Origin of the sequence: Clostridium simiarum (assembly GCF_018919175.1) — a bacterium.
Classification (GTDB): domain Bacteria; phylum Bacillota; class Clostridia; order Clostridiales; family Clostridiaceae; genus Clostridium_L; species Clostridium_L simiarum.
Genome location: NZ_JAHLQL010000001.1, coordinates 387,782 through 411,288, shown reverse-complemented (window position 1 = coordinate 411,288; position 23,507 = coordinate 387,782). Strand labels below are relative to the sequence as shown.

Genomic DNA, 23,507 nt, shown 5'->3' with positions numbered 1-23,507 from the left:
ACTCCTTCTATTATTTATTTGATATAAAATAGTAAGCCCATCCTATAAATATAGCTCCTCCTATGAAATTTCCTAAGGTTACTATAGCTAAATTATATATAAATCCGCCAAAAGTTATTGTAGCGGCATGAGGGATCATAAGTGAAATTGAAAGTAGTGTCATATTAGCTACACTATGCTCAAATCCTGTAGTTATAAATGCAAATAAACACCAAAATATCATTATTAACTTTCCGCTCTCTTCTTTCATCTTAAAAGAACACCATACTGCTAAACAAACAAGCATATTACAAAGCATTCCTCGTGCTAATAATTCAATTACCCCTGTGTCCATTTTCCCTTGAGAAGCATTTAATATAAAGTCTGCTGTAGCTCCTTTAGCTAAACCAGCACCTACAAATAGAGAGGCTATAAATATAGATCCTATTAAGTTTCCAATAAAGCTATAAATCCATATCTTAATACTTTTGTTTAAAGTAACTTTTTTATTAAGAGTAGCTATGGTCATAACCATATTGTTTCCTGTAAAAAGTTCCGAACCAGCCATAATGACTAAACTTAAAGCTATTCCAAAGGAAACCCCCATGACAATCTTTGTATATGGTGCTTTTACGTGAGCTAAAAGTCCACCAATAGTAAAAATAAGTAGAGTACCAAATCCAACAAAAACTCCAGCTAATACTGCTGCTAGAATATATCTACTCTTACTTTTCTCCATTAGTCTTACTTTAGCTTCACCTGCTAAACTTATCTTGTTAATTTCTTCACTAAACATATTAAAAAACCTCCACTATGTAACTTACATATTTATTGTAAAATTGCAGCAAAAAAAAGTATGTGATTTTTATCACATACCCTTAAAGTATTTTGCTAAATTTTCTCTATCTTTAATAAATAACTTTTTTTCTTTAAATTCTATTAATTCCATAAGCTCTAGTTGCTTTATAGCTCTAGATACTGTTTCTCTAGAACTACCGAGCATTTCAGATAAATATGTAACTGTAATTTTTAAATTTATAAGAGTTCCCTTTTCTGTTTCTTCTCCGTAATCTCTTGATAGTTTCCACAGTTTAGCTGCTAGCTTTTTTTCTATTTTTACTGGCACAGTATTTTTTAATTGTCTATAAAGCTTTCGAATCTTTTTTGACATACTTTTAATTACTTTTTCATTAAAAGCAAAATCCTCTTTCATAAAGCTTATAAATTTCCCCCTCTTTATAGCCACTATAATACTGTCTTCAAAGGCTTCACAGGTAATAGATGCTGGAATTTCATCTAAAATAACTTCATTTATAATTTCACCTTCTGAAAGTATAAATATAACTCTTTTTTGTCCACTTTCAGAATTTCTGTATAAAGTTACCTTTCCTGTTAATACAATGAATATATCATCAACTTCATCCTTTTCTCTAAAAAGATGCATTGATTTCTTAAGTTCTATAATATTGCAACAATGAATAAATCTATTTAAAAGCTCATAGTTTAAATCTTTTGTTAATTCAAGAGATTCAAATTCCTTCAAATATCTTTTTATATTACCACCCCGATACAATATCTATTATTCAAAGATAACCTGCTATACTTTACTAAGTTTTATTTTTTTATACCATATCCACCGTAAACTGTTTTAGTATCAGCAATAGATATTACTGCATTTTTATTGGTGCTTTCTATTAGCTTTATAACATCTCTTTTTCTTTTTCTCTTTACATGTATAATAATCATTTTTTTCTTTTCATTTATTCCCTCTGCTTCTACTAGGGTAAGTCCTAAGTTATCATTTCTAAGGGCTTCTGCTATAACCTCAGCATCCTCTTCTGAAGCTACTATGCTTATGGTTAAAAGCCCCAATGCTAATTTTTCCTCTAATAAAGATCCTAGAAAATTTCCAAAAGCAAATCCAAGAGCATAAACAACCATTCTAATTGGATCTTCTCTTATTCCCACCAACACGGAGCTAACCACATAAAGCCAAATGCTAACCTCAAAAAAACCTATAATAGCTCCGTATAATCTTTCTCCTCTAGTTATAAGCACAGTTCTTAAGGTCATAAGTGATACTTCTAGTATCTTTGCAAAAAATATTAAAACATAATACCACATAAATCTTTGCTAGTCTAATTACTAGCTACCTCCTCTCAAATCTTCTCTAATATTGTAATGATTATTATATCATATATCCCTGTTTTTATTATCCCTATATAATAATTTTTTGTTTCATTTTAATTGAAAATTTTTATAACTTAAATACTTCCATTATATTTAGCTTTTTACTACAGTAACACTTCTTTATTAATTTAATACTATAATACTGTACTTAATATTATGGAGGTATAGTGAATGTATTATTATCCAATTCCTTATGGTTATAGCCCTATGTATGCTTTCCAAGATCCTGTAGATCCTCGTCTATTAGAGGATGAATTAATTGATAGGAACATAAATATGCGCCATGGAGGAGGTGGCTTTGGCGGCGGACATGGTGGCGGATTCGGTGGCGGTCATGGTGGTGGCTTTGGTGGAGCACATGGTGGCGGATTCGGCGGCGGACATGGTGGTGGCTTTGGTGGAGCACATGGTGGCGGATTCGGCGGCGGACATGGTGGTGGCTTTGGTGGAGCACATGGTGGTGGACATTTTCCCGGTCAATTTGATGGTGGACATTTTCCTGGTCATGGTTTCCCTGGTCATTTTCATAATGTACCTTTTTTCTATAACGCCCCTTATTACTACGATAACTATTATTATGATGATGATTATTATGATGATTATGACTATTATGATGATGACTATTAAACACTTGCCAACTTATACCTGTAAACTTGACGTTATCCCCTAAGTTTAACATATAAAAAGTATTCTGTAATACTGGAATAAATAAACTAAAAAGACCGTTTTAAAATAAAAATTTAACGGTCTTTTTAGTATAATAATGCTCAGTTCCTTGTTATCGTCTAATTTTTTAATACTTATTAAAGAAGACTTATATATCCATTACTTATTAGGAAGTCCCCTTACAGGTTTATTCATATTAGTTTCTACATCCATAGTAATTGGATTTGCTGATTTGGAGTTTTTAGTTTTATTATCATTTCTTTTTTTCTTTTCTGATTTCGTTGGCATCTCTCCACCTCCACAATTATCTTTCCTAGTCTCCGTGGAAAATATTCATTTACTTTAAAAAAGCTTACATTATGAATAGATTCACTTCAACGTAAGCTTTTTTATATATAAAATTATTTGCAAACCATCATATTTAAAATAACCCTATCAGTATCAACCATTCCTTCTATTCCTAGGTTTCCTAAGTTTTTAATTGTTTGTTCAACACAATCATGTATTATTCCATCCTTACAGGATACTTCTATATCATTTATAGCTAAAACCGCCGATTGTATAGCTGAACTTACTGAAGTTGATATCTTTAATGCACAGCCTTGTTTCGCTCCATCACAAATCATTCCCGAAAGACCCGCTATCATATTTTTAACAGAATGATTTATGGCTTTTTTATCTCCACCTAAAAGATAAGTAATAGCACAGCTTGAACCTATTGCTGCTGCAACACCGCATCCACATAGTGCGGACAATCTCCCTAAATAACTTTTTATATGTATGGTAATCAAATTACTTATAGCTAATGCCCTAGCAAAATTTTCTTCGCTGCTCTCCAGTTTTTCTGCCACAGCTACCACCGGTAAAGTACAGGTTAATCCTTGATTCCCACTCCCAGCAGTAGTCATAACTGGGAATATACAACCATCCATTCTTGCATCTACAGCAGCGGAGGTTATAGCTATTGCATAGGATTCAATACTGTCTGCAAAAATTCCTTTGCCTATGCTTTCATAGAATACTTTTCCCACCCTTAGTCCATAGTCTTTTTCTATTCCCTCTTGAGCTACTCTTCTATTCATCTTCGCTCCCTCTAAAAGGAATTTTATATCTTCAAACTTTACCTTTTGAGAAAAATCATATATACAATCTATAGTTAAACTTACTTCTTCTTTTTTCTCTTCTTGCTCATTACAATTATTGCACTCTTTAACCTCATCATCCTTTTTCTCATATATTAAATCCTCATTTAAAGAAATATGTACAATATTTGTATGCTTATCTTTAATTATAACCTTAGATTCATTCTGTCCATCAAAACATACTATTTCAATATACAACTTATTTTTAACATCTTTTAACTTCACCTTTAGTCTGTTTTCTTTTAAATAATTAACTGCTTCTTCTATATGTTTATCTTCTATATCTTTAAGCACTTCTAACTTAGCCTCTGCATTGCCTCCTATAAGCCCTAAAGCAGCGGCTATATCAAGACCTGTCATTTTAGTCTTAGGTATTCCAACACCCATTCCATTTTTAAGAATATTACCACTTACCAAAACCTCTACTCTTTCTGGGATACTACCTAGAATCTCTCGAGCTTTTGCACTAGCATAAGCCACCGCTATGGGTTCTGTACATCCTAAGGCAGGCGTTAGTTCTCTTTTAAGCAAATTAACATATTTATTAAACCCCATAAATTTTCTCCTTTTCCCCATGTAATTGTTTTCTATTATTATGATATCAAATTAAAAAACTTAATTCAATTGACCTTAGCTAATTCTTATGACCAAAGTTATTTTTTAATATAAGCAGTAACATATTCCTCTTAATGCTCTCTATGGAATCTTCTCTTTTTTAATTTAAATTATCTATAGATAAATATTAATGTTTTCTTAAGGTTAATCATATTGAAAAAAACTATATAATAAAATAATATAGTTATATAGTTAAAATTCACAAAAAGGAGTACAGGATACAATGGAAAAACTTGGGATTATAGATATAGGGTCAAACTCAGTAAGATTGGTTCTATCTCAAATAAATGAGAGTGGCTCTTTTCATATTATAGATGAAATAAAAGAAACCATAAGACTAGGAGAGGATGTAGAAATAAGTGGAGAATTATCTGAAGATAAAATCCAAAAAACAATAAAAACTTTAGATTCCTTTAAAAATATATGTGAAGCCTTAAAGGTTGAAAAGGTTATAATCGTAGCCACAGAAGCTGTTAGAACCGCAAATAATAAAGAATCCTTTCTTAATAAGGTTAAAGAGAAAGTTAATGTAGATATTAGGGTTTTAAGTGGTGAAGAAGAGGCTGATTATGATTGCATGGCTGTAATAAATAGCATATATACCAAGAATTCTTTAATGATGGATATAGGTGGTTCTAGCATTGAGCTTGCTTGGATAAAAGATAACATCGTAAAGGAAAGATTAAGCCTGCCCTTTGGTGCTGTAAACTTAACTAGAAGATTCGGTGTGGAAGATGTGGTAACCCCTCAAAATGATGATGATTTGAAAAGGTTTCTTAAAAATGAATTTGAAAAGATTTCTTGGCTTTTTCAAACAAAGTTTGATAACCTCATAGGTATTGGAGGTTCTATAAGAAACATAGGAAAAATAGATAGAAAAAGGAAAAAGTATCCTTTAGATATTGCTCACAACTATACAATGGACTCCTCAGCTGTACATGATATTTATCACCTTGTTAAAAGTAAAAGTCTGAAACAAAGAATGAAAATAGAGGGATTATCTAGTGAAAGAGCGGATATATTTGTAGCTGCAGTTTCATCATTAAATGTTATAATTGATTTACTCAAAATAGATAATATGGTAGTAAGCGGCAAGGGTTTAAGGGAGGGTGTTTTATATGAACATATAAAGGATAATTATAAGCCAAAAGAAGATATTCTAGAATCCTCCATTGAAGGAGTTTTAGAAAGTCATTACATTAATAGAGATCATGCATATAACGTTTATAGATTAACTGATAAGCTCTTTGATGACTTAAAATCTTTACATCATTTAGATGATTCCTTTAAAAACATATTAAAAACAGGAGCTATTCTACATGATTGTGGAATTAGTATAAGATATTATAACCATCATAAGCATTCTTTCTATATATTAATGAACTCTCATATAAACGGACTAACCCACAAGGAATTGGTAATGAGTGCCTATGCATCTGCTTATCATAGAAACAATGACTTTGATATAAGTATATGTCAATTTAGCGGCATAATAAATCAATTAGATGTTCTTAATATTAAGAGAATAGGTGTTCTATTAAGGATTGCTGAAGGATTAGATAGAACCATGTTAAAATCTGTAACTAACATTAATACTGTTATAGAAAAGGACTCTGTAACCTTAAAGTTAACCTCTTCTAGAGATATAGATTTAGAGATAAATGAAGCTTTAAAAGCTACAGATAAATTTAATCAAATCTATAATAAAAAACTATTTATAGTTAAAGAATAAAATATTATTAATTCCTTATAAAAACACATAAATCACTTTAGCATTAACCACGAAAGAATCCTCCAGTTATTTCCACAATCAGATGATTAGCAGTAACTGGAGGTTATTCTTTGTTATTATTAACTTTTATTCTACAAAAGAACTACAAGTTGCCCAGACTTCAATGGTATCATATAATTCTTTTTTAAGTTCTTCTTTTTTACTATAATATTTGTTAAGCTCATTATAATTTTCAATTAATAAGTTCATCTTTTCATCTATTTTTCCTATCTTCTCCTCTAAAATATCTATTTTATTTTCTATAAACCTTATCTTAATATCTGTGTATAATAATATTTCTATTTTCTAAAACATCATTGACTTACTGCATTGTAAGGAATATTTATGTCTTTTAACTGCTGAATATGGAATAAAGGATGTTAATAAAAAATATTTCATATACCTACGTGGAAAAACCTTCCGCACTATTCATCTTACATCATAAAGGTTTTATATAAGGATTTTTAGATAATTTTCGAAGTTTATCCTCATCTAATATATATATTTTTTTATCCTCATATTTTATAATTGATTTTAATTCAAGCTCTTTAAAGGTTCTATTTAAGTGCCTATAAGTTGTACCTAAGAATTGAGCAATTTCTTTTAATGATGAGTTTAAAAGTATATAGTTTTTATCTGTTATATGCTCAACCAAATAGGTAGATAACCTATTTATAAGAGGATACACAAAGTTGTATGAACTATTATTAATGGTTGCATAAAGTTTTTCGCTTAAAGAGTCTATTAAATAATGTAAAAACTTTAGATTATCTAAATATTTTTTTCTAAGTATATCTGAAGGTATTGCTATTAAATAAGTATCCTCTATTGCATCAATGTTGCAGAGTATAGGAATGTTTTTTAAAAGTTCTAAGTCTCCTATTGAATTAAACTCTTTATAAAACTTTAAAAGCATTGATTTACCATTTTCAAAAAGATACGATATTTTGATTTTCCCATCTACAAGCAAATAGTAGTATTCAAGATTAGACTCTGCTTCTAATATATATTCATCTTTTTCATAAAAATGAAGTTGTGCATATTTTAATATATCTTTATCAAGTATGTTTTCTATATTATGCCTAGCAATATAATGGCTCAAAAGATTATTGTCCGAAATTCTTTTCATAAATCCTCCTTAACATGACATATGTCATATTCAAATTTATATGACATATTATAATTTATTTATAAAGTATTGTAAATCATTAGGATCAATGTACATATGTATAAAAACTTACCCCTTATAAATAGAGTTCCACCTTCCTAGAAGTGGCTTTCTTTAGCAAACTGACTATGTCTAGCCTGGTAGACATTTTGGGTTGTTTCCAATGATCCTTAATAGATTTAAAAAAGAAAAAATAATTAGGTTTTTTCATAATTTCATTTTAGATTGCTCAATATTTTAAGACTTTTTTATAAAAAAGTTTGTATGTTATAATTAGAAAAATAAACTATATGGGGGGCTTATTATGAAATACGACACTATAATATTTGATGCAGATGAGACTTTATTTGATTTTAAAAAATCTGAAAGAGATGCTCTTAAAAATACTATGCTTGAATTTAATATAGAGTATGATGAAAATTATCATTTGAAGGTATACAAAGATGTAAATAGAGCTATATGGAAAGAGCTTGAAGATGGACTTATTACTCAAAAAAAATTGAAAATTGAAAGATTTAAAAGATTGTCGGATAGATTAAATTCTGGATTTGATGAAGTTCTATTTGCAAAATCATATATGAGGCATTTGTCTTTGGCATCTTTTTTATACCATGATAGTATGGGCCTTGTAGAAAGTCTGTATAAAAATTATAAACTTTCTATAATTACCAATGGTCTTACGGAGGTTCAGGATACTAGAATAAGAAAATCTATTATAGCAAAATACTTTGATGATATAGTGATATCTGAGGAGGTTCAGGTATCAAAGCCAGATCCTAGAATATTTGAACATGCTTTAAATAATATAAAGCATACTAACAAAAGCACCGTATTAATAGTAGGAGATAGTTTAACCTCTGATATACAAGGGGGCATAAATTCTGGTATAGATACCTGCTGGTTTAATCCTAATAAAATTGTAAATGAGACCTCAATAAAACCTACTTATGAAATTTCTAATTTGATGGAACTTAAGGCTATACTTAAAAAATAGATATTAAGTGATTCTAAGCTTCATGTGGAGTTAATTAATGAAGACTATACTAAATACAATACTCCAGCAGTGAACGAAAATCTTTAATTTTATCTAAATGTTTTTCACAGAGTGTGTGGGGGTGTTGGAAATTCCACCCATGGAATAAATTAAGAAACAGGCTATTATGAATCACTTTAGAATTAGCACAAAAGAATCCTCCAGTTATTTCCACAACTACAGGTTTAGCAATAACTGGAGGTTATTCTTTATTATTGTACACTTTTATTCTAAAAATGAACTACAAGTTGCCCAGGCCTCAATGGTATCATCTAATTGTTTTTTAAGTTCTTCTTTTTTACTATAATATTCGTTAAGCTCACTATAATTTTCTATTAATAAGTTCATTTTTTTATCTATTTTTCTTATTTCCTCCTCTAGGCTATCTATTTTCTTTTCTAATTTTTCTATTTTCTGTTCCCTTTTCTTATTTTCATCTACCTTTGTTGCCTTTTTAGTTTTTTCTTTATTTACTTTTTGCTTTTCCATATACTGAAGCTTCTGCTTACTTTTTTCTTCTTTATAATACTCATAATTACCAAGGTAGTTTTTAAATCTTTTGTCCTCAATAGCTATTATCCTATTACTCATTTTATTTATAAAATATCTATCATGAGAAATAAACAGTATAGTACCTTTGAAATCTTCTAGTGCTTCCTCTAAGGTTTCAATGGAATCTATATCAAGATTATTAGTGGGCTCATCTAATATTAATAAATTAATATTTTCATATAAAAGTTTGCTTAATTTTAGTCTAACTCTTTCTCCACCAGATAAATGCTTTACCTTCTTAAAAACATTACCACCAAAGAACATAAACTTTGATAGGTACTCTCTTGCCTTTCCTTCAAGTATGGTGATATCTTCTCTAAAACACTCAAGTACAGTTGCCTCCTCATCATTAAAAGTCACATTTTGAGGAAGATATGCTATCCTAACACTATTCCCTACAGTAACAGCACCTTTATCTGGACTCTCTTCACCTAATAGTATCTTTAAAAAGGTTGTTTTACCACTTCCATTAGCTCCAATTAATGCAACTCTTTCAGCAAAATTAATTAATAAATCTGAATCCGTAAATAAAACCTTATCTTTATAACTTTTACTCAAGTTCTCTGCAAATATAACCTGATTTCCAGATCTTTCTGTCCTGTTAAAATTTAACTTCATATTTTGTCTTTCAGATTTAGGTTTATCAATTTTCTGCATTTTATCAAGCTTTTTTTGTATACTCATAGCTCTTCTAAAGAATTTATTATTATCCGCTCTTAAAGCCCAATCCCTTAAATTTTTTATAGAATTTTCCATAGCTTTAATCTGCTTTTGCTGTTCTTTAAACTGATGAAACTGCAAAAGTAAATTTTCTTCTTTTTGCTTCACAAAATCTGAATAATTACCATTATAGGTTTCACATTCCATATCCTCTATTTCTATAATTTTTTTTACTACATTATCTAAAAAATACCTATCATGAGACACTATAATAACAATTCCTTTGTAGCTTTTTAAATAATTTTCAAGCCACTCTGCAGAATCCATATCTAAGTGATTTGTAGGCTCATCTAACAACAATATATCTGGACTTTCTAATAAGATCTTTCCAAGAGCTACTGTGGTTTTCTCTCCTCCACTTAATATACTAAATTCTTTATTAAGAAACCTATCATCAAATTTAAGTCCTGTACATACTTTACTTAATTTTTCTTGTTTTTCGTATCCTCCTTTGATTTCGTATTCTTGCTGAATATTACTATACTTTTCTAAAGTTTTTTCCAAATTTAATCCTTCTAAATGCTTCATTTCTTCTTCTAACAATGTGATTTCTTTTTCCATAACTTCAAGTTCATTAAATGCTAAGTTTAAAACATCAAACACTTTAAAATTATCAGGATATTGATGTACTTGCTGAAGATATCCAACTGACTTTCCTCTAGGCATAGAAATCCATCCCTTATCATCCCTTGTGATTTTTTCAATGCCTGCTATTAATTTTAAAATAGTACTTTTACCACTTCCATTTACACCTACTAAACCTACCTTTTCATTATCATAAATCTTAAAAGATATATTAGTAAAAATTAAGTTAGCATCTAAATACTTCATCACATTATTTAACGATAATTCCATCATAATAAAATCCTCCTAATCATCTACTCTTTTATAGATTAGGTAATCCTTTCATAGCTATATAATTTTCTTTATAAATAAAAAAACTGTAAGAAATATAATCCTCTTACAGTCTAAAATCAAAACTATTTAAAGCCATAAAAATAATATTGCACAAAATGAAGCCTCAATAAAATTATACGAAACATTTTCATAAGTATGCTGATTTTTAAAGCTAAATTTCAGTTCATATTTTAGTAAAGTAAGCTACTTTCTCATTGCCTAACTTACAAAAGAGTACTACAAATAAACCTTTAAAAATTAAGGTTTAAAACAACTCTCTTATAAAAATATTAATTTAAATTAATTTTAGCAATTGATGGTGTCATAGCTTACATTTACCCCCTTTATTTTTATTTACTATATAATACCATGATTTATTATTATTGTAAATGCTCTATAGTTTCTTAATTTAATTAATTATGATTTTGAAGATGGTTCTAGTTTTAATAAAACTTTTAAAGCTGTTTTTCTTTATGCTCTAGTGTAACAAGAATAAAATCTTTAGTAATCGTATAATTTATAATTTAGTATCTTGCAATGTATAATACCATATGATATATTATAGCTAAAGTTAAAAATTATTTAGACTTTTTATAAACAGTAATCTTATTATATAATTAAAATATAGATTAAGGGGTGATTGAATGAATGTACAACTAAAGAAGGGTGTTTTAGAGCTCTGTGTTCTGTCTGTACTTTCAGAAAAAGATTGTTATGGTTACGAGCTAGTAAATGAAATATCCAAAAATATTCAGATATCAGACGGAACTATATACCCTATATTAAGAAGATTAACCCAAGAAGGTTATTTCACCACATATCTTCAAGAATCCCAGGAAGGTCCACCTAGAAAGTATTATAAATTAACTGAGCTGGGACATGAAACCAAAAACAAATTAACAACAGAATGGTTTGATTTCGTTAAAGCGGTAAGCACCATCGTAAAGGAGGATAAGTAATGAAACAAAATGAATTTCTAGAAATATTAGGCAAAAATCTTCAAGGTTTCTCTATGGATGAAAAAAGAGAAATTCTTTATGATTATGAAGAACATTTCATTTTAGGTAGAGAAAATGGCAAAACTGATGATGAAATAATTGAAGAACTTGGAAATCCTTTAGATATAGCAAGACACTATAAAAGCAATAGAGTTACAGTGATTAATGAGAATCAAAATAACAATTATGATAAAAGTAATAATAAGCAAAAAACTGCTACTAATAATGATGACAGATCTCAATATTCCTACACTCCAAACAAGGCTCCTAAGTGGCTACTATTGTTACTTTTGATTCCTTTTATAATCTTACCCTCCCTTGGAATCATACTAGGTTTATATGGTACTCTAGTAGGCTTATTTGCAGCGGCAGTAGCCATTGTAATCGCAGGCTTTGCACTATCCTTAGCAGGAATATTAGGTACTACTATATTAGGATTTGAAATAATATCTCTTCCTAATATATCAATGATACCAATGCCCGCAATGTTATTTGCCGGTATTGGAACCATGGCTTTAGGGGCACTATTTTTTATAGGAATTTTATATTTAATGAAATTTTTAAACTTAGGAACATCAAAATTCTTTTCTTGTATATCAAGTTTAACAAAGAGATAGGAAGGAGGATAATAAATGTTTAAAAATAATAAATTTATTAAAAAAGCTACTTTATATCTGTTATGTACGGTTTTTGTTTGTTATGGAATTGCTGGCATGATTATAAATTCTTCTGGGTTTAGTTTTTATAATCTGTTTAAGGATTTTCATTCTAATGTAAATATTAATGTTGATGGACATTGGAGTGACTTTATTTATAAGTACTCTTATGAGGTAGATGAGGAAAAATCCATTGACATGTCTTCTACAAATAACATTAAAATTGATACGGTTAGTGCAGACATTAGGATATTAATATCTGATGACCACAATGTAAAAGCAACATTAAAAGGTTATATAAAGTCAACCCAAGAAGTATCTACTCCTAAATTAGATATGACAGAAGAAAAAGACACCATATATATAAAGTCACAAGGTAAATCTTTTATAGGTCCCTCTTCCTACTCAGAAAATCTAACACTAGAAGTATTTATACCTGAGAGTTATGTTAATAACTTATATATAAAGTCAACCTCTTCTGATGTGGCTATAGAAACTTTAAATCTAAATAGTTTTAATATAAGTACAACCTCTGGCACCATAAATGCTGGAGAAATTACAGTGAAAAGCTTTGATTTCGGCTCTACTTCAGGAGATTTAAAAATTGATAAATTAAAAAGTGATAACAATCAAATTAAAACTACTTCTGGGAATATTAAAATTGACTCTATTGAAGGTAATTTATCCCTTAAATCTACCTCTGGAGATTCTTATTTATATTATAATGACATGCCTTCTGGAGATATTAACATAATTTCTGTATCCGGTAAAGTAGACCTTATAACACCGAGCAATGCAGAATTTTTCGTTAACGCTTCCAGTACCTCTGGAGACATAGCCCTAAATAAACCTATAACACTAGAAGTGAAAAAAGAACACCAAATAAAAGGAGTAGTAGGATCTGATAAGTGCAAATTAAATATAAAAACTACTTCTGGCGATATAAGAATAAAATAATAAAGTATCCTCAAACTTAAAAGTTTGAGGATACTTTATTATAGTGAACTTTTAAATTCTTCTATAGTTAAATCTCCTTTATATTCTTTAGTAAATAAGAATGGGAGAAATATCATAACATTAAATATTATACTTAATATTTAATCTTTTGATGTGATTACTGTTTCATAGGAATTAGTAGCATCTATGGCTAAGTAATTATTGATTAAATGAATAATTATAACAGACCAAAGATTTCTAGTTTTCATATAAACAAAACCAAGAAATATACAATAGAAAATAATAAGAGAAAAACCTTCAATGTAAATATTTTAGGTTTTTCTATATTATAAGACTTTCTCCTTTAACTTTTTATAAAACTCCTGAAAGATGAATTCCATATTTGGAGATTATCTATAAGTTACTTTTATATAGGATCTATCTTTCACTAATACTTTTAAAGTAATTTTTGTTATATGCTACTGAGGGATCTTTTGGCTTGTATTCTTCAGCTTTATTATTATACTTTATGGCTTCCTCTGTGTTTCCAAGTTTATCATAACATACACATAGTTGTATGCATGGGATATAACCCCAATAATCATGAGATATGAAACCCCAACCATCAATTGGTTTCTCTAGATCTAGAACTAACTTATACCAAAAGATAGCTCTTTTATAATCTTTATTATTAAAATAGTAAGCTCCAAGTTGACAACAAATCTCAGCCCTTGGAGTATCATATTCAAAACTCTTTAATAAAATCTCTAGCATCTTTTTTTGATCATTTTTATTATTATAACAAGTTGAAAGAATATAGCAAGCGTTTATATTATCTTCTATCCAGCCCTTTCCAGTATTTAAAAACTCTTCAAAATATTTTATGGCCTCATCATAATTTCCGTTATAATATAGTTCTCTGGCGTAATAATAAATGCCTCTAGGGCTTAAATCTTCACCTTTAGATATAGTCTTTTGGTAAATAGATAAATTTCTCCCCTTAATAGGTATACGTTCTTTTTTATGAGTTATACAAATATCAGAGTTTATTATATTTCCATCTACTTTTAGATACTCATGAACGGGTTCCATCCATTGATAATTCTTTATTCTCTTTGATAAACGTTCTCTAAAATATGATAAAGTAACATTTCCATCTTCATCAAAGCCTACATTATATTTCATCATTACTGCATCAATTTTATTATCTAAGTTTTGTTTTAGCTCTTTAAACTTTTCTCTGTCTTTTTCAAAAATAACATCATCAGCATCTAACCAAAGAATATAGTCCTTTGTAGCTTTAGAAAATGCATAATTTCTTGCTGCTGAGAAATCATCAATCCATTGAAAATCAAACACTTTATCTGTGTATTCTTTAATAATTTCTTTTGTGTTATCAGTTGATCCAGTATCTACTATTATTATTTCATCCACAATATCTTTTACACAGTCTAAACATCTATCTATAACATCCTCTTCATCTTTAACAATCATACATAAACTGATAGTTATCATCTAATCACCCCAAAACAAATTTCTATTATATACTATGATAGGACATTTAATTTTGTGATTTATACTTAAAGGGATCGAATTAATAAATAAATTGTTGAATCTCCTGATTTTTAAGAGTATTTATATAATGTTATAGTATAAAACATTTGTTTACTTATGTATTATTTAAATTAAAAATACTTAGTCTATAGAGTTCTTACTACTAATTATTGAAAGTAAATGACAGAGGTAACTATACCTCTGTCACTGATTTCTAAATTAATTGGTTAAAATAATATTGTGTGAATATCTATCTTAAAAGTTACAACTTTATCATAATCTATCATTAAAAGCTTATTATATTTAATGCTCTAGTTAATGCAGTAGCACTTGCAATATTAGTTCCTGTAACTGTAATACGAACTTCGTAAGTGTGTGAACCTGCCGAAGGAGTGCTTATCCATGTCAAGTTAGGAATTTCCCCTAAAATACGTGTAGCTAATGGAACATTATCTTCATTTTTCTCAACAGTTACTGTAGAAATCACAACTCCATCTAAATATAGATTGTAAGTGATAGTATATTGATAAGGAGTAAGCACGTCTGTTGTTATTTCTACTTCTGCCATTGAATCCACCTTTAAAGTCTGTCCAGCAGCAGTAGTTAATGGAAGAGATAGTACAGATACTTCAGTAGTAAGGGGAAGATTTGTTGAGCTACTTGATTGTGTTGAAGATAGTGCACTTCCTGCACCAGTAGCTCCTGTTGCTCCTGTGGCTCCTGTAGCTCCTGTTGCTCCAGTATCTCCTGTTGCTCCTGTTGCTCCTGTGTCACCAGTAGCTCCTGTTGCTCCTGTGGCTCCTGTGGCTCCTGTGGCTCCTGTTGCTCCTGTTGCCCCTGTATCTCCAATATCTCCTGTTGCACCAGTTGCTCCTGTTACTCCTGTTGGACCTGTTGGCCCAATATCTCCGGTTGCTCCTGTTGGCCCTGTAGCTCCAGTATCTCCAATATCACCTGTTGCTCCGGTTGCTCCTGTTCCCCCAGTTGATCCCGTAGGACCAGTTGCTCCGGTTGCTCCGGTTGGCCCTGTAGCTCCAGTATTTCCAATGTCACCTGTTGCCCCTGTTGCTCCCGTTACGCCTGTTGCTCCTGTTACCCCAATACCAGTAGGACCTGTTGGACCTGTTGGACCCGTAATTCCGATATCACCTGTGGCTCCTGTTACACCTGTTGGACCTGTTGCCCCTGTAGTTCCAGTAGCTCCCGTTGCTCCAGTATCTCCTGTTGCTCCAGTAACACCAGTTGCTCCAGTAGGGCCTGTTGATCCGGTTGGCCCAGCTGAACCTGTTGGACCAGTTGGTCCTGTTGCCCCCGTATCTCCTACAGCTCCTGTGGCACCTGTAGCTCCTGTTAAACCTGTTGGTCCTGTTACTCCGATACCAGTAGGACCTGTTGGACCTGTAGCTCCTGTGATTCCAATATCACCTGTTGCTCCAGTAGATCCAGTTGGTCCAATTGCCCCAGTGGCTCCAGTGGAACCAGTAGATCCTGTGGCTCCTGTTGAGCCAGTTGGCCCTGTAACCCCCACACCTGTTGGTCCGGTTGGTCCTGTTGGCCCTGCTACTCCTGTTGATCCTGTAGGCCCTGTTGAACCTGTATTTCCAATTCCTCCTGTTGCTCCTGTTGCTCCTGTAGAACCAGTAGGTCCTGTGGCTCCTATTGGACCTGTAGCCCCAGTACGTCCAGTTGCTCCTGTTGGGCCAATTGGACCTGTGGCTCCTGTGGCTCCTGTATCACCAGTTGGACCAAATGATCCTGTAGATCCTGTTGCTCCAGTACGTCCTGTGGCTCCTGTTGGGCCTGTGGCTCCTGTAGGTCCCGCTATTCCAGCAGGTCCAGTTGCCCCTGCTGGTCCAGTTGTACCAGTTGCTCCAGTACGCCCTGTGGCTCCTGTTGGGCCTGTTACCCCTGTTGCTCCAGTGGCTCCTGTTTCTCCTGTTGGGCCTGTGGCTCCAGTTGCTCCTGTTGGACCTGTTGGTCCTGTTGGTCCAATATCATTAGCAGTTATATCCAATGCAACTTCTTCAATTTCAAAATTATCTATATTCATAAAATGCAATACCTCCAAAGTTTATAACTATAATTCGAAAAAACTGTTTTTTTGTCTAATCCTTGTTGTAGTATATATTATGTTATGTATATAAAATATGTGCTTCTATAAATTTTTAATAATTAAAGTTATATTGAACAATTTAAAAACTAAATTAAATCTATAGATTCTTATAGATATTATACATCCAGCAAAGCCATGTAATTGTAAATACACTCTATAATTTCTAGATCATAATATACAATATTATTTTTGCTAACAATATTTCTATATAGAGTTTCATTTACAACTTACAACACGCAAACTAAGGCACCTATTTCTTAATGAAATGGTGCCTAGAATATCAATTATCTAGAGTATATTATTTTTCGATTTGCTTGTGGATAGATTTAACTAGCTTATCTTTTGAATTAATATAGAGGCATTTGCGTTAATTTCTGTTCCACCTGCTAGCGTTTGTAAAGTAACTGCAGCAGCACTTGTATGATTTCTCAAGGTTAAAGCATCTCCTTCTGCTGCAGTGACAATTACCATACCTGTGTTTGGCTGAGTTCCCGCACCAGAGCCGTAAATAGCTCCGGTAACAGCATCCCCATTTTGGAAAACAGCAAACTGGTTTGGTTGTACACCTGAAACATGAAACCAAATAGCATAATCTCCTGCGGTGCCAATAGTAATTGTAGCTGTTCCAGGCGTATGAGAAATATCACCTACAATGACACCGTTAGCACTAAAAATCACATCTTTTTCTAATTCAACATCTTGAGCCAATAAATTGTAAATATAGGCATATGCAGCTAATCCCTGTGGTCCTGTTGGTCCGGTAGGTCCGGTATCGCCTATTGCTCCCGTTGGACCTGTATCACCTGTTAACCCTGTTGCTCCCGTTGGACCTGTTGCCCCTTTTGGTCCCGTAGGTCCAGTAGCTCCTGTATCACCTACTGCTCCTGTTGGTCCTGTATCTCCTGTTAAACCTGTTGGTCCTGTTGGTCCTGCTACTCCTGTTGGTCCTGTTGGTCCGGTGGCTCCTGTATCACCTACTGCTCCTGTTGGTCCTGTATCTCCCGTCAAGCCTGTAGCTCCCGTTGGACCTGTTGTTCCTTTTGCCCCTGTTGGTCCTGTATCACCTGTTGCTCCAGTTGAGCCTTTATCACCTTTTAAACCTGTGGCTCCTACTATACCAGCTAATCCTGTTGCACCTGTTGCACCTGTTGCTCCAGTAGCTCCAGTAGCACCTACTGCTCCAGCTGGACCTGTATCGCCTTTTAATCCTGTGGCTCCTGTGGCTCCAGTGGCTCCTGTATCACCGGTTGCTCCTGTTGGTCCTGTATCTCCTGTTAAACCTGTTGGTCCTGTTGGTCCTGCTATTCCTCTTGGCCCAGTAGGTCCAGTGGCTCCTGTATCACCTACTGCTCCTGTTGGTCCTGTATCTCCTGTTAAACCTGTTGGTCCTATTGGTCCTGCTATTCCTGTTGGTCCTGTTGGCCCGGTGGCTCCTGTATCACCTACTGCTCCTGTAGGACCTGTATCACCAGTCAACCCTGTGGCACCTGTATTACCTTTCAATCCTGTGGCTCCTGCTGGTCCTGTTACTCCTGTTGCACCGGTATCTCCTTTCAATCCTGTGGCTCCTGCCGGTCCTGTTACTCCTGTTGCACCGGTATCTCCTTTCAATCCTGTAGCTCCTGACGGTCCTGTTACTCCCGTTGCGCCGGTATCTCCCTTCAATCCTGTAGCTCCTGCAGGCCCTGTTACTCCTGTTGCACCGGTATCTCCTTTCAATCCTGTAGCTCCTGCAGGCCCTGTTACTCCTGTTGCACCAGTATCTCCCTTCAATCCTGTAGCTCCTGCCGGTCCTGTTACTCCTGTTGCACCGGTATCTCCTTTCAATCCTGTAGCTCCTGACGGTCCTGTTACTCCCGTTGCGCCGGTATCTCCCTTCAATCCTGTAGCTCCTGCAGGCCCTGTTACTCCTGTTGCACCGGTATCTCCTTTCAATCCTGTGGCTCCTGCCGGTCCTGTTACTCCTGTTGCACCGGTATCTCCTTTCAATCCTGTGGCTCCTGCCGGTCCTGTTACTCCCGTTGCGCCGGTATCTCCCTTCAATCCTGTAGCTCCTGCCGGTCCTGTTACTCCCGTTGCGCCGGTATCTCCCTTCAATCCTGTAGCTCCTGCTGGTCCTGTTACTCCTGTTGCACCGGTATCTCCCTTCAATCCTGTAGCTCCTGCCGGTCCTGTTACTCCTGTTGCACCGGTATCTCCTTTCAATCCTGTAGCTCCTGCAGGTCCTGTTACTCCTGTTGCACCGGTATCTCCTTTCAATCCTGTAGCTCCTGCAGGCCCTGTTACTCCTGTTGCACCAGTATCTCCTTTCAATCCTGTAGCTCCTGCAGGTCCTGTTACTCCTGTTGCACCTTTATCTCCTTTCAATCCTGTAGCTCCTGCCGGTCCTGTTACTCCTGTTGCACCTTTATCTCCTTTGGGCCCTGTAGCTCCTGCCGGTCCTGTTACTCCTGTTGCACCTTTATCTCCTTTGGGCCCTGTAGCCCCAGTACGTCCAGTACTGCCTGTAGGACCAATGGGTCCTCTAGGTCCAGTCCCTCCTGTTGGACCAATTGGCCCTCTAGGTCCTGTGGCTCCGGTTGCGCAACAACATTTATAACAATCGTAGTATTTTTTACAGTTACACCTCTTTTTACATTTTGATTTATCTAAAGTTATACCTGAATTCTCGTCACTATCATCTAAAATAATATAAAAATTATCTTCTAAATCATTATCATCCAGAATAATATAATAACCATCTTCTAAATCATTGTCGCAGCTATCAAACGGATATTTCGACATATTTTACTTTCACCCTCCTACAATTACAAATATAGTGATTTAAATCACTCATTATAATATATGCTTTTGTAAATGAAAAAGCGTGTCATAAAATGTAAGATAAAAACCTCTAAAATTTCATTCTTTTAACATAAATTAGCTCTTGTACATTTTTTATCTCCTTACATACATTGTTACTCACACTATTATGGGTTTTATTTTAGATTAGCCTTATCTTTGGTATAGGAATAGTTTATAATTTAATATACACTTATAACTTGTTAAATTAAGAATATTCTTTAATTGTTTAATAAAAATTTTAGTAAGACAATTAGAGAAGAATTAGGGAAATCATGTATAGTAGGATTATACAAAATAATAGTACAAGGAGATTTGTTATGAAAATTGAATCTATTTCATAATAGTTCTAATTAACACCAAAACCCTTTAAAACGTTTTCATATTTCTTTTATTAATGATATAATAAATTTGTGGGTACTTAAAAATACTGGCAATATTTTAAAATTATTTAACATATTCCAAATTTTTAAATATGAAAAGGGGGACAAATTTCACTATGGTTAAATTAGAAAATTCGGGGTATAACACAAAAATTATTCATGCTGGAACACATTGCGATCCATTAACTGGGGCTTTATCTACTCCTATATATCAGACTTCCACCTTTGTATTTGACTGTGCAGAACAAGGAGCTAGAAGGTTTGCTTTAGAGGAAGAAGGTTATATATATACAAGACTAGGTAATCCCACTCAAGCTCAACTTGAAGAAAAGGTTGCAGCCTTAGAAGGTGGGGAAGCTTGTATAGCTACTGCCTCTGGTATTGGTGCTATTGCATCAGCTATATGGACAATCTGTAGTACAGGAGATCACATAGTAGCATCTGATGCTTTATATGGATGTACCTTTGCACTTTTAAATGAACAAGCTAAAAAATTTGGTATAGACGTTACTTTTGTAGATGCTAAATCATTAGATAATATTGAAAGAGCGATGCGACCAAACACTAAGATAGTGTATATAGAAACTCCTGCTAATCCTACTTTGGATTTAATAGATATAGAGGGATGTTCAAAAATAGCTCATGATCATGATGCTATTTTAATGGTAGATAATACATTTTTATCTCCTTATGGTCAAAGGCCTTTAGAACTTGGAGCAGATGTGGTGGTGCATAGTGCTACAAAATATATAAATGGACATGGTGATGTTGTGGCAGGTCTTGTAATAGGTAATAAAGAATATATAGATCAGGTAAGATTTGTGGGTATAAAAGATATTACTGGAGCTTGTATTAGTCCCTTTAATGCATGGCTTATAATAAGAGGATTAAAGACACTAGGTGTTAGAATGGATAGGCACTGCGAAAATGCCATGAAGGTAGCTAAATATCTGAAAAATCATTCTATGGTAGAAAAGGTAATGTATCCAGGTTTAGAGGATCATCCTCAGTACAAGCTTGCTAAAAAACAGATGAAAAAATTTGGAGCTGTATTAAGCTTTGAAGTAAAAGGTGGCGTAGAGGCTGGAAGACAGATTATGAATAATGTTAAACTATGTTCTCTATGTGTAAGCCTTGGAGATACAGAAACTTTGATAGAACATCCAGCTTCCATGACACACTCACCAATTCCTCAAGAAGAAAGAGTAAAAGCTGGAATAACAGATGGTCTTGTAAGAATATCTGTAGGTCTTGAAGATGCTGATGACATAATAACTGACTTAGAACAAGCAATAGGAAAAATAAAGTAAACATATTAAATAGTATACATGATAAAATTATTTAATATTAAAAAATTAGCTAGTAAGTTATACTCTTACTAGCTTTTTCTTATGCTAAAAAATTATAATATTGCGTTTCTAAAATGTTAGTGAGAAAATTTAGATACTGACCTTTATCAAAAGGTTACTAAATACATAGTAGGCTAAAATAAGAATCTAAGATAAATTAAATTTTGATTTTAATACAGATTTAGATAATGGAATATAAAGTGCAACAGCAACAAATATAGAGAATGAACCATTTATAAGAGTTGCAGGTAAGCTCACAGCTGAGCTTAGAACCGCAGGAATAAAGCTACTACCTGCAAGTAAAAGAGTTACTACTCCAAATAAGAACTCTCCAATTAGGTTAAAAGCTATACCTGCCACTGCACCTAGGATGGCATATTGAAGTTTAACAGACAGATTCTTAGATACAATACATATAGCTCCTAAGGCTACTCCAAGAATAAGTGAGAATATATATAGTACAGGATTAATTACTAGTTTCTTTTCAATTCCTGACACTGCCACTTCATTACCAAAAGTTGCTGATACAGCGAAAAGAGCTATACCTATTACAATAAGAAGACTTGAAGCAATAGCTATCCACTTTATTGGTGACTTTGCATCATCTTTATTCCCTTTTGATGACACCCCACCTACGATTACCCCAATACCAAACTTTAATAAAACAGTTTTTGGAACACTAGATGCATAACCATTCATTAAGTCAAAGAGTCCCATTCCAATAGACCCTGAAACCCCTCCAATAGTCCCTGAAAAAAGAAGTGCAGCTAATATTACAAACATATTTCCCATGTGCAAAAATGGTTTACCTACAGGTGATGGAATTGGTATCTTAAAGAACAATGCAACATAACAAAGAGCAGCAAAAAGCCCAATTAGAACCATAGAACCTGTAGAAAACTCCTTTTTCCTTGTAGTCATTTTAAATCCCCCCAAATTTATAAATTAAGTTTATTTATTAAGATTATTTTGAATGTCCATAATAAACTGTGGCAATGTACTTTCAAAGTCTACCCCGTAATTAGTTGGAGTTCCTCTTTTATAAGTAAGATCAGTTGAAGATTTAACTATATCTACTGCAATTTTTATTGATTTATCTATAGTGATTCCTCTAATCATGGCAGATGAAAAGGCACTGGTAAAGAGGTCTCCAGTACCGTGATAACTTCCTGGTGTTCTAGTTGTAGATGCATAATGAATTTCATTAGTTTCTTTGTCATAAGAGGCTGCACCAACTTCACCATCTGTAAATGATACACCAGTTAGTACAACTTTTGATGGGCCTAGACCAGAAAGTCGTTTTAATAAACCTTCTACATAGTCATACGTATAGGGCGGTTCAATATACTTTTCTCCTAATAATAAAGTAGCTTCTGTAAAGTTTGGTGTTATTATATCAGCAAACTCACAAATCCCTAAGAACCCTTTACACATGTCTTGGTTAAGACCTTTATAATATTCTCCATTATCCGCCATTACTGGATCTATTATTACTAAAGTTTTTTCATCTTTAAGTAGTTTTATAATATCTTCTACTAATTTTGCTTGACTGGAACTACCAAGATATCCAACATATATAGCATCAAAGTCTAACCCCAGTGAATCCCAGTGCTTTGCCATAGGATACATATCTTCACTTAAATCTCTAAAAGTATATCCTGTAAATCCACCTGTATGGGTAGAAAGTACTGCTGTAGGCATACAGGTACACTCTATTCCTGCAACTGAGATTACAGGTAATGCCACTGTCAAAGAACATTTCCCAAAGCCTGACAAGTCATGAATAGCTAAAACTCTTTTTAATTTTTCCAATTCTTATCCCCCTTTTTACAATACACACTCCATTAATTACATTTCAAATAAACTATTATTCTTATTAAAACTAATGTATATACTTGAATATTTTCCATCTTATATATATACTATACATAATATTTGTCGTTG

Annotated in this window: 20 protein-coding genes and 1 pseudogene; 7 read left to right on the top strand and 14 right to left on the bottom strand. The window is 33.0% G+C overall.

The genetic code is table 11. The annotated features are described in order from the left end of the window. Positions 1 to 10: 10 nt before the first annotated feature. The 3 genes from KQI89_RS01860 to KQI89_RS01850 form a co-directional block, all read right to left on the bottom strand. Entirely contained in the window at positions 11 to 775 is a 765-nt protein-coding gene (locus KQI89_RS01860) for a formate/nitrite transporter family protein (RefSeq protein ID WP_216455685.1), read from the bottom strand. Positions 776 to 847: 72 nt separating this feature from the next. Beyond that, positions 848 to 1,522: a Crp/Fnr family transcriptional regulator gene (locus tag KQI89_RS01855; protein WP_246582934.1), complete on the bottom strand. Its 675-nt coding sequence runs from the start codon at positions 1,520 to 1,522 to the stop codon at positions 848 to 850. Between the two features lie 71 nt (positions 1,523 to 1,593). Continuing rightward, positions 1,594 to 2,103 carry a DUF2179 domain-containing protein gene (locus KQI89_RS01850; protein WP_032121464.1) on the bottom strand — a complete coding sequence of 170 codons (510 nt, stop codon included), beginning with the start codon at positions 2,101 to 2,103 and terminating at the stop codon, positions 1,594 to 1,596. 273 nt (positions 2,104 to 2,376) lie between these two features. Here KQI89_RS01850 and KQI89_RS01845 point away from each other — a divergent pair, with 273 nt between their 5' ends. Continuing rightward, positions 2,377 to 2,796 carry a hypothetical protein gene (locus KQI89_RS01845; protein ID WP_216455683.1) on the top strand — a complete coding sequence of 140 codons (420 nt, stop codon included), beginning with the start codon at positions 2,377 to 2,379 and terminating at the stop codon, positions 2,794 to 2,796. Positions 2,797 to 2,994: 198 nt separating this feature from the next. Here the strand turns inward: KQI89_RS01845 and KQI89_RS17885 are convergent, their stop codons facing one another. Both KQI89_RS17885 and KQI89_RS01840 read right to left on the bottom strand, forming a co-directional pair. Further along, the gene (locus KQI89_RS17885) at positions 2,995 to 3,123 is read right to left on the bottom strand and encodes a hypothetical protein (protein WP_281418268.1); all 129 of its coding nucleotides are present in this window, start codon (positions 3,121 to 3,123) and stop codon (positions 2,995 to 2,997) included. 113 nt (positions 3,124 to 3,236) lie between these two features. Beyond that, complete coding sequence (locus tag KQI89_RS01840; protein WP_216455682.1) at positions 3,237 to 4,532, bottom strand: L-cysteine desulfidase family protein; 1,296 nt, start codon at positions 4,530 to 4,532, stop codon at positions 3,237 to 3,239. Between the two features lie 283 nt (positions 4,533 to 4,815). On the opposite strand from KQI89_RS01840, the gene ppx reads away from it, so the two are divergent. Next, on the top strand, positions 4,816 to 6,324 hold the full coding sequence (gene ppx, locus KQI89_RS01835; RefSeq protein WP_216455681.1) for an exopolyphosphatase: 1,509 nt from the start codon (positions 4,816 to 4,818) through the stop codon (positions 6,322 to 6,324). Positions 6,325 to 6,450: 126 nt separating this feature from the next. Here ppx and KQI89_RS17880 read toward each other — a convergent pair whose 3' ends face one another. Further along, positions 6,451 to 6,573 carry a hypothetical protein gene (locus KQI89_RS17880; protein ID WP_281418267.1) on the bottom strand — a complete coding sequence of 41 codons (123 nt, stop codon included), beginning with the start codon at positions 6,571 to 6,573 and terminating at the stop codon, positions 6,451 to 6,453. 229 nt (positions 6,574 to 6,802) lie between these two features. Continuing rightward, entirely contained in the window at positions 6,803 to 7,492 is a 690-nt protein-coding gene (locus KQI89_RS01830; protein WP_216455680.1) for a Crp/Fnr family transcriptional regulator, read from the bottom strand. A gap of 343 nt (positions 7,493 to 7,835) precedes the next feature. Here KQI89_RS01830 and KQI89_RS01825 point away from each other — a divergent pair, with 343 nt between their 5' ends. Next, positions 7,836 to 8,525, top strand: coding sequence for a YjjG family noncanonical pyrimidine nucleotidase (locus tag KQI89_RS01825; protein WP_216455679.1), 690 nt, complete (start codon positions 7,836 to 7,838; stop codon positions 8,523 to 8,525). A gap of 264 nt (positions 8,526 to 8,789) precedes the next feature. Here the strand turns inward: KQI89_RS01825 and abc-f are convergent, their stop codons facing one another. Further along, positions 8,790 to 10,694 carry a ribosomal protection-like ABC-F family protein gene (gene abc-f / locus KQI89_RS01820; RefSeq protein ID WP_216455678.1) on the bottom strand — a complete coding sequence of 635 codons (1,905 nt, stop codon included), beginning with the start codon at positions 10,692 to 10,694 and terminating at the stop codon, positions 8,790 to 8,792. A gap of 683 nt (positions 10,695 to 11,377) precedes the next feature. Here abc-f and KQI89_RS01815 point away from each other — a divergent pair. The 3 genes from KQI89_RS01815 to KQI89_RS01805 are packed head-to-tail and all read left to right on the top strand — an operon-like array spanning position 11,378 to position 13,344. After that, positions 11,378 to 11,692: a PadR family transcriptional regulator gene (locus tag KQI89_RS01815; RefSeq protein WP_216455677.1), complete on the top strand. Its 315-nt coding sequence runs from the start codon at positions 11,378 to 11,380 to the stop codon at positions 11,690 to 11,692. Then, a complete protein-coding gene (locus tag KQI89_RS01810) occupies positions 11,692 to 12,348 on the top strand; it encodes a DUF1700 domain-containing protein (RefSeq protein WP_216455676.1) in 657 nt (218 codons plus the stop codon). The genes KQI89_RS01815 and KQI89_RS01810 overlap by 1 nt, the downstream gene beginning before the upstream one ends. A 15-nt stretch (positions 12,349 to 12,363) precedes the next feature. After that, positions 12,364 to 13,344 (top strand): DUF4097 family beta strand repeat-containing protein, encoded by a 981-nt coding sequence (locus tag KQI89_RS01805; RefSeq protein ID WP_216455675.1) that lies wholly within the window; start codon positions 12,364 to 12,366, stop codon positions 13,342 to 13,344. 140 nt (positions 13,345 to 13,484) lie between these two features. On the opposite strand, the gene KQI89_RS17575 is transcribed toward KQI89_RS01805, so the two are convergent. The 4 genes and pseudogenes from KQI89_RS17575 to KQI89_RS01780 all read right to left on the bottom strand — a co-directional run bounded on the left by KQI89_RS17575 (position 13,485) and on the right by KQI89_RS01780 (position 19,774). Further along, positions 13,485 to 13,592 (bottom strand): hypothetical protein, encoded by a 108-nt coding sequence (locus tag KQI89_RS17575; RefSeq protein WP_246582933.1) that lies wholly within the window; start codon positions 13,590 to 13,592, stop codon positions 13,485 to 13,487. Positions 13,593 to 13,761: 169 nt separating this feature from the next. Beyond that, positions 13,762 to 14,838, bottom strand: a complete 1,077-nt coding sequence (locus KQI89_RS01795) for a tetratricopeptide repeat-containing glycosyltransferase family 2 protein (RefSeq protein ID WP_216455674.1) — start codon at positions 14,836 to 14,838, stop codon at positions 13,762 to 13,764. A gap of 325 nt (positions 14,839 to 15,163) precedes the next feature. Further along, positions 15,164 to 16,867 (bottom strand): annotated as a pseudogene (locus KQI89_RS17570) (collagen-like domain-containing protein); the annotation flags it as partial. Positions 16,868 to 17,320: 453 nt separating this feature from the next. Continuing rightward, positions 17,321 to 19,774: a collagen-like protein gene (locus KQI89_RS01780; RefSeq protein WP_216455673.1), complete on the bottom strand. Its 2,454-nt coding sequence runs from the start codon at positions 19,772 to 19,774 to the stop codon at positions 17,321 to 17,323. Between the two features lie 556 nt (positions 19,775 to 20,330). Between KQI89_RS01780 and megL the strand changes: the two genes are divergently transcribed. Beyond that, a complete protein-coding gene (gene megL / locus KQI89_RS01775; protein ID WP_216455672.1) occupies positions 20,331 to 21,524 on the top strand; it encodes a methionine gamma-lyase in 1,194 nt (397 codons plus the stop codon). 186 nt (positions 21,525 to 21,710) lie between these two features. Here the strand turns inward: megL and KQI89_RS01770 are convergent, their stop codons facing one another. Both KQI89_RS01770 and KQI89_RS01765 read right to left on the bottom strand, forming a co-directional pair. Next, positions 21,711 to 22,484: an ECF transporter S component gene (locus KQI89_RS01770; RefSeq protein ID WP_216455671.1), complete on the bottom strand. Its 774-nt coding sequence runs from the start codon at positions 22,482 to 22,484 to the stop codon at positions 21,711 to 21,713. A 30-nt stretch (positions 22,485 to 22,514) separates the two neighbouring features. Then, complete coding sequence (locus KQI89_RS01765; RefSeq protein WP_216455670.1) at positions 22,515 to 23,375, bottom strand: pyridoxamine kinase; 861 nt, start codon at positions 23,373 to 23,375, stop codon at positions 22,515 to 22,517. Between the last annotated feature and the right edge of the window lie 132 nt (positions 23,376 to 23,507).